Genomic DNA, 15477 nt, shown 5'->3' on the forward strand with positions numbered 1-15477 from the left:
GAGGGGTGCTCTTCCGATGTGCTGCGGCGCCCCCGGGCGCCCCCCCCGGGCGGGTGGGGCGCCCGCGCCCGCGCGGGAGCGGTCGGTCCCGCGCGGGCGCTGCCGCGCGGGTACAGCGGCCGTGACGGCTCGCCCCCCCGGGAGGGAAGCTGCCGCAGGGTGGGGTGGGCCCGTGCGGGCCGGCCCGCCCTGCTCAGACGGCAGACGACCCCCTACGTGCCGTTGCGGGGGGAGGGGAAAGGGGTGGGGCGGTCGGGGAGGGGCTGGCGTGCCGCGGGGACCGTGGGGAGGTCGCCCGGGGTGGGGGGCGGCTGCTGCCGGGACTGCCGCTCCGCCTCGGCGGCCGCCTGCTGCGCCGCCCTCCGCGCCCCGTACCGCCGGTGCACCGCCTGCTTGGTGACCCCCAGCGCGGACCCCACCGCGTCCCACGAGAACCCCAGCGACCGGTCGAAGTCCACCGCGGCCGTGACCAGCGTCTCGACACTGTCGCGCAGCTCCTGCGCGAGACGGACCGTCGGCGCCGGCGCCCGCCCGTAGACGACGAAGCCGGCGGAGGAACCCGTACGGCGCGGGCGGTAGACGTTCCCCAGCTGGGCGGTGAGCGTGCGCAACGCGTCCACCTGCCGGCGGACCCGCTCGATGTCCCGTACCAGCAGGTGCAGGCTGGCCCGAGCCTGGGCGTCGTGGGTTGCGTGGTCGGCCATGAACAAGCCTCTCGAACCGGCGATGAAAGGATCGGCCGCGACGAAGGCGGCCCGTTGTGGTCAACTCTCCTTTGACCAACGCTCCCGACCCCCGGGGGGTCACGGTCGCGGGGGCGCTCGGCCTCCGCCGCGCGCCCCGGGACGCCCCGTGGCCTCCTAGACTGGTGCGCCGCCCGCATCCCCGCCCCGAGAGGCCCTGACCCACCCATGAAGCTCGTCTTCGCAGGCACCCCTGAGGTCGCCCTCCCCGCCCTGGACGCACTGATCGCCTCCGGGCGGCACGAGGTGGCCGCCGTCGTCACCCGCCCCGACGCGCCCTCCGGGCGGGGCCGCCGGCTGGTGGCGAGCCCGGTGGCCGAGCGGGCCCAGGAGGCGGGCATCGAGGTGCTCAGGCCCGCCACCCCCCGCGACGAGGCGTTCCTGGCCCGGCTGCGCGAGATCGCCCCCGACTGCTGCCCGGTGGTGGCCTACGGCGCCCTGCTGCCCCGCGTCGCCCTCGACGTCCCCGCCCACGGCTGGGTCAACCTGCACTTCTCGCTGCTGCCCGCCTGGCGCGGCGCCGCCCCCGTGCAGCACGCCGTGATGGCGGGCGACGAGATGACCGGCGCGTCCACCTTCCTGATCGAGGAGGGCCTGGACTCCGGCCCCGTCTACGGCACCGTCACCGAGACGGTCCGTCCCACCGACACCGCGGGCGACCTGCTCACCCGCCTGTCGCTGGCCGGCGCCGGCCTGCTGGCCGCCACCATGGACGGGATCGAGGACGGCGCCCTCAAGCCCGTGCCGCAGCCCGCCGACGGCATCAGCCTCGCCCCGAAGATCACGGTCGACGACGCGCGCGTCGACTGGACGGCGCCCGCCCTGCGGGTCGACCGGGTGGTGCGCGGCTGCAACCCCGCCCCCGGCGCCTGGACCACCTTCCGCGGCGAGCGCCTGAAGCTCACCCAGGTCACCCCGGTCCCCGACCGGACCGACCTGGCGCCCGGCGAGATCGCGGCGGCCAAGAACAACGTGTACGTCGGCACCGGGTCGCACGCCGTGGAGCTGATGTGGCTGCGGCCCCAGGGCAAGAAGCCCATGCGCGCCGCCGACTGGGCCCGCGGCGTGCGGATCGCCGCCGGGGAGACGCTGGGCGGCTGAGACGGTCGGCGGGGGAGCGGGGCGCCGCGGGCCGTAGTCTGGGGAGGTACCACCTTCTCGATGACTGATCCGGAGCACCTTTTTCGTGAGCGACCCCTCCCGCCGCCCCCGCAGGCCCGCCAAGCCGTACCGCCGGCCCCAGAAGGACCCGGTCCGCGTCCTCGCCTTCGAGGCGCTGCGCGCCGTCGACGAGCGGGACGCGTACGCCAACCTGGTCCTGCCGCCGCTGCTGCGCAAGGCCCGCGAGAAGGAGGGCTTCGACGGCCGCGACGCCGCCCTCGCCACCGAGCTCGTCTACGGCACGCTGCGCCGCCAGGGCACCTACGACGCGATCATCGCGGACTGCGTCGACCGGCCGCTGCGCGAGGTGGACCCGCCGGTGCTCGACGTGCTCTCGCTCGGCGCGCACCAGTTGCTGGGCACCCGGATCCCGCCGCACGCGGCGGTCTCCGCCACCGTGGAGCTGGCCCGCGTGGTGCTCGGCGACGGCCGCGCCAAGTTCGTCAACGCCGTGCTGCGCAAGATCGCCCGGCAGGACCTCGACGCCTGGCTGGAGCAGGTCGCCCCGCCCTACGACGAGGACCCGGAGGACCACCTCGCCGTGGTCCACTCCCACCCCCGCTGGGTGGTCTCCGCGCTGTGGGACTCCCTGGGCGGCGGCCGGGCCGGCGTCGAGGAGCTGCTGGCCGCGGACAACGAGCGGCCCGAGGTGACCCTGGTGGCGCGCCCCGGGCGGGCCACCGCGGCCGAGCTGCTGGAGTCGCTGGACGAGGAGGCGGCCGCGCCGGGGCGCTGGTCCCCGTACGCGGTCCGGCTCACCGAGGGCGGCGAGCCCGGAGCGGTGGAGGCCGTGCGCGAGGGCCGCGCCGGCGTCCAGGACGAGGGCAGCCAGCTGGTCGCGCTGGCGCTGGCCAACGCGCCGCTGGAGGGCCCCGACAAGGCCTGGCTGGACGGCTGCGCGGGCCCCGGCGGCAAGGCGGCGCTGCTCGCCGGGCTGGCCGCCGAGCGCGGGGCCGTGCTGCTCGCCTCGGAGAAGCAGCCGCACCGTGCGGGCCTGGTCGCCCGGGCGCTGGAGGGCAACCCCGGTCCGTACCAGGTGATCACCGCCGACGGCACGCGCCCGCCGTGGCGTCCCAGTTCGTTCGACCGCGTCCTGATGGACGTGCCGTGCACCGGCCTGGGCGCGCTGCGGCGCCGCCCGGAGGCCCGCTGGCGGCGGCGTCCCGAGGATCTCGACGGCTTCGCCCCGCTCCAGCGGGCACTGCTGCGCACCGCACTGGAATCGGTGCGGGTCGGCGGGGTCGTCGGCTACGTGACCTGCTCCCCGCACCTCGCGGAGACCCGTGCCGTCGTCGACGACGTGCTCAAGCAGCACGCCGGCGAAGCCGAACTCCTCGACGCGCGGCCCCTGTTGCCGGGCGTGACCGACCTCGGGGAGGGCCCCGACGTCCAGCTCTGGCCGCACCTGCACGGCACCGACGCGATGTATCTGGCGCTGCTGCGCCGCGTCGCGTAACGACCGCATCGGGGGCGCGCCCCCGACGGGGCCCGACGACCGGCCCCGGGCGGAAAGTGGAAGGCCCCCGGATGCCGCCCGGGGGCCCGCTCCATGGGAGGCTGTGGGCATGGCCGTGCAGATCAACCCGAGCATCCTGTCCGCCGACTTCGCGCGCCTCGCCGACGAGGCGAAGGCGGTCGCCGGGGCCGACTGGCTCCACGTCGACGTGATGGACAACCACTTCGTGCCCAACCTGACCCTCGGCGTGCCGGTGGTCGAGTCCCTGGCGCGGGCGACGGACACCCCGCTGGACTGTCACCTGATGATCGAGCAGCCCGACCGCTGGGCCCCGCAGTACGTGGAGGCCGGCGCCGGCTCGGTCACCTTCCACGTCGAGGCGGCCGCGGCGCCGGTGCGTCTCGCCCGCGAGATCCGCGCCAAGGGCGCCCGCGCCTCCATGGCACTGCGTCCGGCCACGCCGATCGAGCCCTACGAGGACCTGCTCCCCGAGCTCGACATGCTGCTGATCATGACGGTCGAGCCCGGCTTCGGCGGCCAGGCATTCCTGGACATCATGCTGCCCAAGATCCGCCGCACCCGTGAGCTCATCACCAAGCACGGTCTCGAGCTCTGGCTGCAGATCGACGGCGGCGTCTCGGAGTCCACGATCGAGCGCTGCGCCGAGGCCGGCGCCGACGTGTTCGTGGCCGGTTCCGCGGTGTACGGCGCCGAGGACCCGGCCGAGGCGGTGCGCGCGCTGCGCGCCCAGGCGGAGGCGGCCACCGCCGCCGCGTCCTGGGCGTGCGCCCACTGAACCGCGCCCGCCGCGCCGCGCCCGGCACCTGCCGGGCCGACGGAATGTGAACGACGCCGACAGAGGCGGATCCGCCCTGCCGTATCTGCAAGGATGGACGGCAGGTCCAAGATGTGAACAGCAGTGAGGAGAGCGCCGTGTCGGGTATGTCGGCGGGCCGGTCAGCCATGCGGATGGGTCCCGCTGAGCTGGTGCAGGCGGCGGCCATGGCCCGCCGCTTCTACCTCGAGGGCAAGTCCAAGATCCAGATCGCCGAGGAGTTCGGCGTGAGCCGCTTCAAGGTGGCGCGGGTGCTGGAGACCGCCCTCGAGAGGGACCTCGTGCGGATCGAGATCCGTGTCCCGGCCGAACTGGACGCGGAGCGCTCCGACGCGCTCCGGGCCCGGTACGGCCTGCGGCACGCCGTCGTGGTCGAGTCCCCCGCGGAGGCCCAGGACTCCCCGGACCCGGAGAACCTCGGCGAGGTCGCCGCGGACCTCCTGGGCGAGCTCATCGACGAGGGGGACGTCCTGGGTCTGGCCTGGGGCAGGTCCACCATCCACATGGCGGCGGCGCTGAGCAAGCTGCCGCAGTGCACGGTGGTCCAGCTGACCGGCGTCTACGACGCCGGAACCGCCGAGCGCGGCTCGGTGGAGGCGGTGCGGCGCGCCGCCCAGGTGTCGGGCGGCGACGCCCACCCCATCTACGCGCCGATGCTGCTGCCGGACGTGGCCACCGCGGCCGCCCTGCGCAGTCAGACGGGCATCGCCCGGGCCTTCGAGTACTTCGACAAGGTCACCGTCGCCTGCGTCTCGATCGGTTCCTGGGACCCGGGCGTCTCCACGGTGCACGACATGCTCAGCGACGAGGAGCGGGAGCACTACGCCTCGCTGGGCGTCGCGGCGGAGATGTCGGCGCACCTGTTCGACGCGCAGGGCCGGCGGGTCGGCCGGGACCTGGGCGAGCGGTGCATCACGGTGAAGGCGGAGCAACTGCGCCGCATCCCCGAGGTGGTCGCCATCGCCGGCGGGGCGCGCAAGGGCTCCGCGATCGACGCGGTGCTGCGCTCGGGGCTGGTCACCAGCCTGGTGACCGACACCTCGGCCGCCGACTACCTGCTGACCGCGGGCCCGACGCCCGCTCCCGCCCTCAACCGGGCGGACCCCGACGGCGTCTGACGGCGTCTGACGGCTCCGGCCCCTCCGGACGGCCCGCGCTCCCCGCGCGGGCCGTCCGGCGTTTTCCGGGCCCTGCCGCGGTCCTTCATCCCGCGAGGCCCTCGGCGCTACCCCGGAACGGGGCGGTCCACGCGCCGGGCGGCCTTGTCGGCGTCTTTCGGCCAACCCGGCGCGGAAGCCGCCGCTCGTGTTGTGCGGTCATGGACATGATCGCAAAATGGCCGGGTCGCCGGCACCGGGACCGCCGCGCGAGAGGGGACAGCGGATGGAAGCGCACGGAGCCGAAACCGGAAGCCTCGACCTGCAGATCCTGCGCATGCTGCTCGAAGGGTGCACGGACGCCACCGTCGCCGCGCGGCTGGGCATCGGGCAGCGGACCGTGCAGCGGCGTATCCGGCAGATGATGGACGCGGCGGGCGTCAACACCCGCATCCAGCTCGGCTGGCACGCCAGGGAGCGCTTCCCGTACCTGCGACCCCGCCGGCCCGCCCATCGTCTTGGTAGGAAGATACAAGGCTGAAGATCGCACTTCCGGACGTTCTGCGGCTGGTTCTCCCGGGATCCGCCGGGGGAAACTGAAGTACGTGCCTTTTTCCCTCGGCGGTCCACGCCGCAGGGCCGTATCTGTTCTTTCGGGATGTGCACGTGCGATTCCTCAACGACGTCCAGCCGACGTACGACCTCACCTACGACGACGTCTTCATGGTTCCGAGCCGCTCCTCCGTCGGCTCCCGTCAGGCCGTCGACCTCTCCGCGCCGGACGGCACCGGCACCACGATCCCGCTGGTCGTCGCCAACATGACCGCCGTCGCGGGCCGCCGCATGGCCGAGACCGTCGCCCGCCGGGGCGGGCTCGTGGTCATCCCGCAGGACATCCCGATCGAGGTCGTCACCGAGGTCGTCGGCTGGGTCAAGAGCCGCCACCTGGTGCTCGACACGCCGATCGTGCTCTCCCCGCACCAGACCGTCGCCGACGCGCTCTCGCTGCTGCCCAAGCGGGCCCACAACGCCGGCGTGGTCGTCGACGAGGACTACAAGCCGGTCGGCGTCGTCACCGACCGCGACCTCTCCGGCGTCGACCGCTTCACCCAGCTGGCCCAGGTCATGTCCCGTGACCTCCTGCTGCTCGACGCGGACATCGACCCCCGCGAGGCGTTCAACACCCTCGACCACGCCAACCGCCGTTACGCCCCCGCCGTGGACGCCGACGGCCGCCTCGCGGGCATCCTCACCCGCAAGGGCGCGCTGCGTGCCACCCTGTACACCCCCGCCGTCGACGACCAGGGCCACCTGCGCATCGCCGCCGCCGTCGGCATCAACGGCGACGTGGCGGGCAAGGCCAAGCAGCTGCTCGACGCCGGGATCGACACCCTGGTCATCGACACCGCGCACGGCCACCAGGAGTCGATGATCAACGCCGTCCGCACCGTCCGGGCGCTCGACCCGCGGGTGCCGATCGTCGCGGGCAACATCGTCTCCGCGCAGGGCGTGCGCGACCTGATCGAGGCGGGCGCCGACATCGTCAAGGTGGGCGTCGGCCCCGGCGCCATGTGCACCACCCGGATGATGACCGGCGTGGGCCGGCCGCAGTTCTCCGCCGTCCTGGAGTGCGCGGCCGAGGCGAAGAAGCACGGCAAGCACGTCTGGGCCGACGGCGGCGTCCGTCACCCGCGTGACGTGGCGATGGCCCTGGCGGCCGGCGCCTCCAACGTGATGATCGGCTCCTGGTTCGCCGGCACCTACGAGTCCCCGGGCGACCTCCAGCAGGCCCCCGACGGGCGCTACTACAAGGAGTCCTTCGGCATGGCCTCCGCCCGCGCGGTCGCCAACCGCACCTCGGAGGAGTCCGCGTACGACCGTGCCCGCAAGGGCCTGTTCGAGGAGGGCATCTCGACCTCCCGGATGTTCCTCGACCCGCAGCGGCCGGGCGTGGAGGACCTCATCGACTCCGTCATCGCGGGCGTCCGCTCCTCCTGCACGTACGCGGGCGCGGGCGACCTGGCGGAGTTCGCCGACAAGGCCGTCGTCGGCGTCCAGAGCGCCGCCGGCTACGCCGAGGGCAAGCCGCTGCACGCCAGCTGGAGCTGATCTGTTCTACTGCCCGTACCACCCCGTACGGAAGTGACCTTCGCACCTTGCTGAACGAGCTCGACGAACGCATCGTGCGCGCCCTCGCCGAGGACGCGCGCCGGTCCTACGCCGACATCGGCCAGATGGTCGGCCTGTCGGCCCCCGCCGTGAAACGGCGGGTGGACCGGCTGCGGGAGACCGGAGTGATCACCGGGTTCACGGTCCGCGTGGACCCGGCGGCGCTCGGCTGGGCCACCGAGGGCCTGGTCGAGGTGTACTGCCGCGGCAACACCTCGCCGGAGACCATCCGGCGCGGGCTCGCGCGCTATCCCGAGGTCGTGTCCGCCTCCACCGTCACCGGCGAGGCGGACGCGGTCGTCCAGGTGTTCGCCGCGGACATGCGCCACTTCGAGCAGGTGCTGGAGCGGATCGCGGGGGAGCCGTTCGTCGAGCGGACCAAGTCCGTCCTCGTCCTCTCTCCGCTATTGAGGCGCTTCTCCGGCGGTTCCGGGCTACCCTCTACGGTATGAAGCGCCGACGACATTGACCTGACACCGCCACCGCGACGGCCGGCACGCGCCGTCTGACGGCGGCCCTGTACGGCTACTCCTTCCTGGGCGACTGCGTCGCCCTGTACCCGGTGTACGCGCTGCTCTTCGCCGACACCGGACTGTCCACGGGGCAGATCTCCACGCTCTTCGCGCTGTGGTCCCTGACAGGCGTGCTGGCCGAGGCGCCCTCCGGCCTGCTCGCCGACGCGTGGTCGCGGCGAGCGCTGCTGCGCGCCGGCCCGCTGCTGACGGCGGCCGGCTTCACCCTCTGGGTCTGGGCGCCCTCCTTCTGGTCCTTCGCCGCCGGCTTCGTCCTGTGGGGACTCGGCGGCTCGTTCTCCTCCGGCGCGCTGGAGGCGCTGGTCCACGACGAACTCGAGCGGACGGGCGCCGCGAAGACCTACCCCGCGGTCATGGGCCGCGCCCGCACGGCCGAGATGCTCGGCGTGGTCGCCTCGATGGCCGTGGCCGGCCCGCTGCTGCGGGTGGGCGGCTTCGCCCTGGTCGGCGCCGCGTCCGTGGCGGCGTGCCTGCTGGCAGCGGCCGCGGCGCACACGATGCCCGAGGGACGGCGGAAGCCGGGCGGGGACGACGGAGCCGGGGACGCCGACAGCGATGACACCGGGGCCGGGGCCGGGGCCGGACAGGGCGGGGACGGACGGACCGGGGACCTCGGGACGGCAAGGGGCGAGGACACACGGCGGGTACGGCCGCGGCGGTGGCCGGTCGGCGCGCTGCTGCTGGTGCCGGCGGTGGCCGCGGTGTGGGGCGCGCTCGACGAGTACACGCCGCTGCTGGTCCGTGAGACCGGGGCGGGTGACGGCGAGGCGTCCTGGTACCTGCTGGTGATCTGGGCGGGCGCGGCGGCCGGCGGACTGCTGGCCGGGCCCGCGGAGCGCAGGTTCGGCCCACGGGGCGGTGGCCGTGGTCTCGGGGTGCTGCTGCTCGTCTCGGCGGGCCTGCTGGCGACCGGCGCGCTGTGGGGTTCGCCGTCGGCGACGGCGGCGCTGGTGGGGGTCTCCTTCGCCGGGTTCCAGCTGGCGACGGTGCTGGCGGACGCGGGGCTGCAGGCGGCGATCCGAGGGCCCCGACGGGCGACGATCACCTCCGTCGCGGGGATGGGGACCGACCTCGCCGTGATCGCGACCTACGCGGCCTACGGGGTCCTGTCCCTCCCGCACGGCCTCACCTTCGCCCTGCTGGCCACCGCCTACGCCGTCCCCGCGGCCCTGCTGATCCTGCGTCGCCGGGCCCCGCGGTGAGGGACCGCCACTGCGCCGCCGGGCCCCGCGGTGAGGGATCGCCACTGCGTCGCCGGGCTCAGCGGTGAGTGACGCAACGAATCGTCGGGAGGGGCGGGGAACGCGCAACGTTTCGGGCGGTTGTCCGCAACGGATGCGTATTGTCCGCCCCGAGCCGCGGACCGTACTGTCGTCTGCGCGGCGAAACCGCAGCTCAACACACCCACCTTCCCGTCGGAGACCCCGTCATGCGCACCGCCCTGCTCCAGAGCTCCGGCCGCCCCGGCGAGGTCGACGCGAACCTGCGTGCCCTCGACGCCGCGGCCGCCCGCGCCGCCCGCGCGGGGGCGGAACTGATCGCCGCACCGGAGATGTTCCTGACCGGCTACGCGATCGGCGACGACGTCCGGCGGCTGGCCGAACCCGCGGACGGCCCGTCCGCCCAGGCCCTGGCCGCCGTCGCGGACCGCCACGGCATCGCCGTCGCCTACGGCTACCCGGAGCGCGACGGCGAGCACGTGTACAACTCCGTGCAGCTGATCTCCGCGGACGGCGCCCCGCTCGCGAACTACCGCAAGACGCACCTCTACGGCGACTTCGAGCGCGGGTACTTCACCCCCGGCGAGGACCCCGTCGTCCAGGCCCGCCTCGGTCCGCTCACCGTGGGGCTGCTGATCTGCTACGACGTGGAGTTCCCGGAGAACACCCGGGCCCACGCCCTGGCCGGCACCGACCTCCTCCTGGTGCCCACCGCCCTGATGCACCCCTACCGGTTCGTCGCCGACTCCCTCGTCCCGGTGCGGGCGTTCGAGAACCAGATGTACGTCGCGTACGTCAACCGCACCGGTCCCGAAGGGGAGTTCCGGTTCGTCGGGCTCTCGACGGTGGCCGCCCCGGACGGCGTCGTCACGGCCCGGGCCGGCGAGGGGGAGGAACTTCTCCTCGCCGACGTCGACCCCCTGCTCCCGGCCGCCTCCCGCAAGGTCAACCCCTACCTCGACGACCGCCGCCCGGGCCTCTACGGCTCCCTGGCCGTCTGATCCGCCCGCGATCCCGCGCCACGCGCCCCCGGGCCCCGCGTCCTCGCGCCCCGCACCGCCGCAACCCCGCCCCCGCCCCCGCCCCGTCAGCAGCGTCCACAGGAGTCCGTACCCGATGACGTCCACCGTGCCCACCGCCGTCCCGCACCCCGGTGACGGGCTGCCCCCGGTCACCATGTTCGGCCCGGACTTCCCCTACGCCTACGACGACTACCTGGCCCACCCGGCGGGGCTCGGCCAAGTGCCCGCCACCGAGCACGGCACCGAGGTCGCCGTCATCGGCGGCGGTCTGTCCGGCCTGGTCACCGCCTACGAGCTGATGAAGATGGGCCTCAAGCCCGTCGTCTACGAGGCGGACCAGCTCGGCGGACGCCTGCGCACCGTCGGCTTCGACGGCTGCGACCCCGGCCTGACGGCGGAGCTCGGCGCGATGCGGTTCCCGCCCAGCTCGACCGCGCTCCAGCACTACATCGACCTGGTCGGCCTGGAGACCACGCCGTTCCCCAACCCGCTGGCCCCCTGCACCCCCTCGACGGTGGTCGACCTCAAGGGCGAGTCGCACTACGCGGAGTCCGCCGAGGACCTGCCCGAGGTGTACCGCAGGGTCGCCGACGCCTGGGCCCGGTGCCTGGAGGAGGGCGCGGACTTCTCCGACATGAACCGCGCCATCCGCGAGCGCGACGTCCCGCGCATCCGCGAGATCTGGGCCCGCCTGGTCGAGAAGCTGGACAACCAGACCTTCTACGGCTTCCTCTGCGACTCCCCGGCCTTCTCCTCCTTCCGCGACCGGGAGATCTTCGGCCAGGTCGGCTTCGGCACCGGCGGCTGGGACACCGACTTCCCCAACTCCATCCTGGAGATCCTCCGCGTCGTCTACACCGAGGCCGACGACCACCACCGCGGCATCGTCGGCGGCACCCAGCAACTGCCGCTGCGGCTGTGGACCCGGGAGCCGGAGAAGATCGTCCACTGGCCCTACGGCACCTCGCTGAGCTCCCTGCACCCGGCCGGCGAGCCCCGCCCCGCGGTCACCCGGCTGCACCGCACCGCCGGCAACCGGATCACCGTCACCGACGCGGACGGCGACATCCGCACCTACCGGGCGGCGGTGTTCACCGCCCAGTCCTGGATGCTGCTCTCCAAGATCCAGTGCGACGACGCGCTGCTGCCGATCGACCACTGGACCGCCGTCGAGCGCACCCACTACATGGAGTCCAGCAAGCTGTTCGTGCCGGTGGACCGGCCGTTCTGGCGGGACAAGGACCCGCAGACGGGCCGCGACCTGATGTCGATGACCCTCACCGACCGGATGACCCGCGGCACCTACCTGCTGGACAATGGACCGGACGGCCAGGCGGCCATCTGCCTCTCCTACACCTGGTGCGACGACAGCCTCAAGTGGCTGCCGCTGTCCGCCCACGAGCGGATGGAGGTCATGCTGAAGTCGCTCGGCGAGATCTACCCGAACCTCGACATCCGCAGCCACATCGTCGGCAACCCGGTCACCGTCTCCTGGGAGAACGAGCCCTACTTCATGGGCGCGTTCAAGGCCAACCTGCCCGGCCACTACCGGTACCAGCGCCGCCTGTTCACCCACTTCGTGCAGGACCGGCTGCCCGAGGACCGGCGCGGCCTGTTCCTCGCGGGCGACGACATCTCCTGGACGGCCGGCTGGGCCGAGGGCGCCGTGCAGACCGCGCTCAACGCGGTGTGGGGCGTGATGCGCCACCTCGGCGGCGAGACCGACCCGACCAACCCGGGCCCGGGCGACGTCTTCGACGAGATCGCCCCGGTCGAGCTGCCCGAGGACTGAGACCGCGGGCCGGCCGAGCGCCACGCGACGGCGCGGTCAGCGGTCGAGCGGGGTGAGGAGCATCCGGCCCACCACCCCCACGGCCGCGTCCAGCCGCCCGGTGAACTCCTCGGCCAGCTCCGGCGTCCGCCGCAGCGCCCACAGGGCCCGGGCCATCGACCAGGTGGTGTCCCGGGCCCTCTCCAGGCTCCAGGCGCCCGCCAGGTGCGTCAGCGGGTCGGCGACCTGGAACAGGTCCGGCCCCGGCATCAACTCCTCGCGCACCCGCTCCTCCAGCGAGGCGAGGAGGTCGCCGACCCGCTCGAACTCGTCCTCCAGGTCGGCAGGCCGGCAGCCCACCGCCCGGCAGGTGTCCACCACGGCCAGCACCAGGTCGTGGCCGATGTGCGCGTTGATGCCCGCCAGCGCGAACTGCACGGGCCGCACACCCGGATGACCGCGCAGCCGGAACAACGGGCGCCAGCAGGCCGGCAGCCGGCCGCCGCCGCGGTCGGTGTCGGCGACCGCCAGGTAGCGCTCGGCGAACAGCGTGCCGAGCGCGGACGCCGACCGGCGGTCGGGGAAGCGGCCGTCGCCGAGCAGTTCGGCGAACTCCGAGGTCACCGTCAGGTACACCCGGTTGAAGACGGCGACGCCGTCCCGCGGGTGCAGCGAGGCGTCCAGCGCGCGCAGCCGTTCGAGCACGGCGTCAACCGCGCGTACCGGTGCGCAGCCCACCGTGTCCAAGGGGGGCGACATTTTCGTCATCCGGGCCATGGGAGCAGCGTCGCAGTCCTAGGCTGACCGCGAGGCCGCCGTGCCGGTCGCTTCCTCCCTGCGGGGGACGCGGGACACGGCTCGATGACGCCGGAGCAACTCAGCACCGTGGGGGAGCACCACTCGTGGACCGATCGGGTCAGGCGGGGCAGCCACCGCAGCGAGGCGCCCGGCGCCGCAGAGGGCTCCTGCCCGCGGTGTCCGCGGGAGTGGCCGCCGTCGCCCTGACGGCGGGCCTGGTGGCCCAGGCCGCCTCGGACACCCCGCCCTCGCCCCCCGACGGGCGGGCGGAAGCGGTGGCCGCCCCCTCGCCCCGGGAACGCACGGCGTCCCCGTCCGCCCCGCCGCAGATCGCGTCGACCTCCTCGCCCCGCCCGAAGAAGCCGAGCCCCTCGCCGCGGGCCGCCGGAGGCGGGCGGCTGTACCTGCATCCGGACTCCCAGGTGGGGGAGTGGGTGCGGCAGAACCCGCAGGACCGGCGCCGCCCGGTGATCGCGCGGCGGATCGCCTCCCGCCCCGCCGCCGTCTGGTTCGCCGACCCGAACGCCACCACGGTCGCCGAGCGGGTCCGCGCCGTCACCTCGCGCGCGGCCGCGCAGGGCCGGGTGCCGGTGCTGGTCGCCTACACGATCCCGGACCGGGACTGCGGGCAGTACTCGGCCGGCGGCGCCCAGGACCTCGGAGCCTACGACGGATGGATCGACCGCTTCGCCTCCGGCCTCGGCACCGGCGAGGTGATCGTGATCCTGGAGCCCGACTCGATCGCCCAGTCCCAGTGCCTCTCCGAGAGCGACCGGGCCGACCGCTTCGCCTCGCTGGCCAGGGCAGGGCGGGTCGTCAAGCGGGTCGCGCCCCGCGCCCGCGTCTACTACGACGCCGGGCACTCCGGCTGGAACTCGGTCGCCCAGCAGGCCGCGCTGCTGCGCCGGGCGGGCGCGGCCTCGCCGCAGTCCTCGGACGGGATCTTCAGCAACGTCTCCAACTTCCGCGCCACCGCGGACGAGGTCCGGTACGTCCGCGAGGTGCTGGAGGCGATGGGCGCTCCGGCGAGCCACGGCGCGGTGATCGACACCAGCCGCAACGGCAACGGGCCTCCGCCCGAGGGGAAGTGGTGCGACCCGGCCGGCCGGAAGGTCGGCCGGGCGCCCGTGCTCTCCCCGGGCGAGGCCCGTGTCGACGCCTATCTGTGGGTGAAGCTGCCGGGCGAGTCCGACGGCTGCCGGGGTCAGGCCGGCGCCTTCAGCCCCGACTACGCCTACGAACTGGCGCGCTGACCGCCCTCGCCGTCCTCGCCCTTCGGGGAGGAGCCGGCGTCGTACCGGGAGGTGCCCTCGTCGAGCAGCGGCTCCTGCGTCTTCATGTGGGCCGGGGCGAACACGCGCAGCGCGTGGTAGCCGGTGATGACGACCAGGGTGCCCAGCGCGATCCCGCTCAGGGTGAAGGTGTCGGTGATCTTCATGGAGACGTTGCCGACGCCGATGATGATGCCCGCCGCGGCCGGCACCAGGTTGAGCGGGTTGCGCAGGTCGACCCCGCCGTTGAGCCAGATCTGCGCGCCCAGCAGGCCGATCATGCCGTAGAGGATCACCGTGATGCCGCCGAGGACGCCGCCCGGGATGGCCGCGACGACCGCGCCGAACTTGGGGCACAGACCGAACAGCAGGGCGAAGCAGGCGGCGGCCCAGTAGGCGGCCGTCGAGTAGACCCGGGTCGCCGCCATCACGCCGATGTTCTCGGAGTAGGTAGTGTTGGGCGGGCCGCCCACCGCGGTGGACAGCATCGAGCCGATGCCGTCGGCGGAGATCGCCTTGCCCAGCTTGTCGTCCATCGGGTCGCCGGTCATCTCACCGACGGCCTTGATGTGGCCGGTGTTCTCGGCGATCAGGGCGATCACCACGGGCAGCGCCACCAGGATCGCGGACCAGTCGAACGCCGGGCCGTGGAAGTCGGGCAGGCCGAACCAGGCGGCGTCCCGCACCCCGGAGAGGTCCAGGCGCCAGTGGTCGACGACCTTGCCGGCGGCGTCGGCGGAGTGGATCTGCCCCAGGACCACGTCGAACAGCCAGGAGATCCCGTAGCCGAAGATCAGGCCCAGGAAGATCGCGACGCGGGACCAGAAACCCCGCAGGGCGATCACCGCGAAGCCGGTGAACAGCATGGTCAGCAGCGCCACCCACTGGTCCTGCGGCCAGTAGGTGGTGGCGGTGACCGGGGCCAGGTTGAAGCCGATCAGCATCACGACGGCGCCGGTGACCACCGGCGGCATCGCCGCGTGGATGATGCGGGCGCCGAACTTCTGGACCGCCAGGCCGACCAGGAAGAGCGCCACGCCGACGCAGAACACCGCGCCGGTCACGGTGGCGCTGGAGCCGCCCTGGGCGCGGATCACCGCGGCGACGCCCACGAAGGAGAGCGAGCAGCCCAGGTAGCTGGGCACCCGGCCGCGGGTCACCAGCAGGAAGATGATCGTCGCGACGCCCGACATCATGATCGCCAGGTTCGGGTCCAGGCCCATCAGGATGGGAGCCACGAACGAGGCGCCGAACATGGCGACCACGTGCTGCGCGCCGAGCCCGGCGGTCCGCGGCCAGGAGAGCCGTTCGTCCGGGCGTACCACTGCTCCGGGTGCGGGCGTACGCCCGTCGCCGTGCAGTTTCCAGCGCACGCCGAGGTCCATAGATGTTCCGCTTTCT

Annotated in this window: 14 protein-coding genes; 11 read left to right on the forward strand and 3 right to left on the reverse strand. The window is 73.9% G+C overall.

What is annotated here, in order from left to right:
* Positions 1-212: 212 nt before the first annotated feature.
* On the reverse strand, positions 213-704 hold the full coding sequence (locus tag ABT026_RS30345) for a hypothetical protein (protein ID WP_351118403.1): 492 nt from the start codon (positions 702-704) through the stop codon (positions 213-215).
* A 207-nt stretch (positions 705-911) separates the two neighbouring features.
* Between ABT026_RS30345 and fmt the strand changes: the two genes are divergently transcribed.
* The 10 genes from fmt to ABT026_RS30395 all read left to right on the forward strand — a co-directional run bounded on the left by fmt (position 912) and on the right by ABT026_RS30395 (position 12028).
* Positions 912-1844: a methionyl-tRNA formyltransferase gene (gene fmt, locus ABT026_RS30350; protein ID WP_351118404.1), complete on the forward strand. Its 933-nt coding sequence runs from the start codon at positions 912-914 to the stop codon at positions 1842-1844.
* An 85-nt stretch (positions 1845-1929) separates the two neighbouring features.
* Positions 1930-3360, forward strand: coding sequence for an RsmB/NOP family class I SAM-dependent RNA methyltransferase (locus ABT026_RS30355; protein WP_351118405.1), 1431 nt, complete (start codon positions 1930-1932; stop codon positions 3358-3360).
* Positions 3361-3469: 109 nt separating this feature from the next.
* A complete protein-coding gene (rpe, locus tag ABT026_RS30360) occupies positions 3470-4156 on the forward strand; it encodes a ribulose-phosphate 3-epimerase (RefSeq protein ID WP_351118406.1) in 687 nt (228 codons plus the stop codon).
* A 113-nt stretch (positions 4157-4269) separates the two neighbouring features.
* Complete coding sequence (locus ABT026_RS30365; RefSeq protein ID WP_351118407.1) at positions 4270-5313, forward strand: sugar-binding transcriptional regulator; 1044 nt, start codon at positions 4270-4272, stop codon at positions 5311-5313.
* A gap of 265 nt (positions 5314-5578) precedes the next feature.
* A complete protein-coding gene (locus tag ABT026_RS30370) occupies positions 5579-5833 on the forward strand; it encodes a helix-turn-helix domain-containing protein (RefSeq protein WP_351118408.1) in 255 nt (84 codons plus the stop codon).
* Positions 5834-5958: 125 nt separating this feature from the next.
* Complete coding sequence (locus tag ABT026_RS30375; RefSeq protein ID WP_351118409.1) at positions 5959-7401, forward strand: GuaB1 family IMP dehydrogenase-related protein; 1443 nt, start codon at positions 5959-5961, stop codon at positions 7399-7401.
* Between the two features lie 47 nt (positions 7402-7448).
* A complete protein-coding gene (locus ABT026_RS30380) occupies positions 7449-7913 on the forward strand; it encodes an Lrp/AsnC family transcriptional regulator (RefSeq protein WP_351118410.1) in 465 nt (154 codons plus the stop codon).
* Between the two features lie 110 nt (positions 7914-8023).
* On the forward strand, positions 8024-9196 hold the full coding sequence (locus tag ABT026_RS30385; RefSeq protein ID WP_351118411.1) for an MFS transporter: 1173 nt from the start codon (positions 8024-8026) through the stop codon (positions 9194-9196).
* Between the two features lie 227 nt (positions 9197-9423).
* The gene (locus tag ABT026_RS30390; protein WP_351118412.1) at positions 9424-10215 is read left to right on the forward strand and encodes a carbon-nitrogen hydrolase family protein; all 792 of its coding nucleotides are present in this window, start codon (positions 9424-9426) and stop codon (positions 10213-10215) included.
* A gap of 115 nt (positions 10216-10330) precedes the next feature.
* Positions 10331-12028, forward strand: a complete 1698-nt coding sequence (locus ABT026_RS30395; protein ID WP_351118413.1) for a flavin monoamine oxidase family protein — start codon at positions 10331-10333, stop codon at positions 12026-12028.
* A 36-nt stretch (positions 12029-12064) separates the two neighbouring features.
* On the opposite strand, the gene ABT026_RS30400 is transcribed toward ABT026_RS30395, so the two are convergent.
* Positions 12065-12766 (reverse strand): DUF5995 family protein, encoded by a 702-nt coding sequence (locus tag ABT026_RS30400; protein WP_351118414.1) that lies wholly within the window; start codon positions 12764-12766, stop codon positions 12065-12067.
* Between the two features lie 206 nt (positions 12767-12972).
* Between ABT026_RS30400 and ABT026_RS30405 the strand changes: the two genes are divergently transcribed.
* Positions 12973-14058, forward strand: a complete 1086-nt coding sequence (locus tag ABT026_RS30405) for a glycoside hydrolase family 6 protein (RefSeq protein WP_351118436.1) — start codon at positions 12973-12975, stop codon at positions 14056-14058.
* On the opposite strand, the gene ABT026_RS30410 is transcribed toward ABT026_RS30405, so the two are convergent.
* Positions 14040-15461 (reverse strand): uracil-xanthine permease family protein, encoded by a 1422-nt coding sequence (locus ABT026_RS30410; protein WP_351118415.1) that lies wholly within the window; start codon positions 15459-15461, stop codon positions 14040-14042. The genes ABT026_RS30405 and ABT026_RS30410 overlap by 19 nt on opposite strands.
* Between the last annotated feature and the right edge of the window lie 16 nt (positions 15462-15477).

The sequence above is a fragment of the Streptomyces sp. NPDC002734 genome, from assembly GCF_040295685.1.
In the GTDB taxonomy this organism is placed as follows: Bacteria; Actinomycetota; Actinomycetes; order Streptomycetales; family Streptomycetaceae; genus Streptomyces.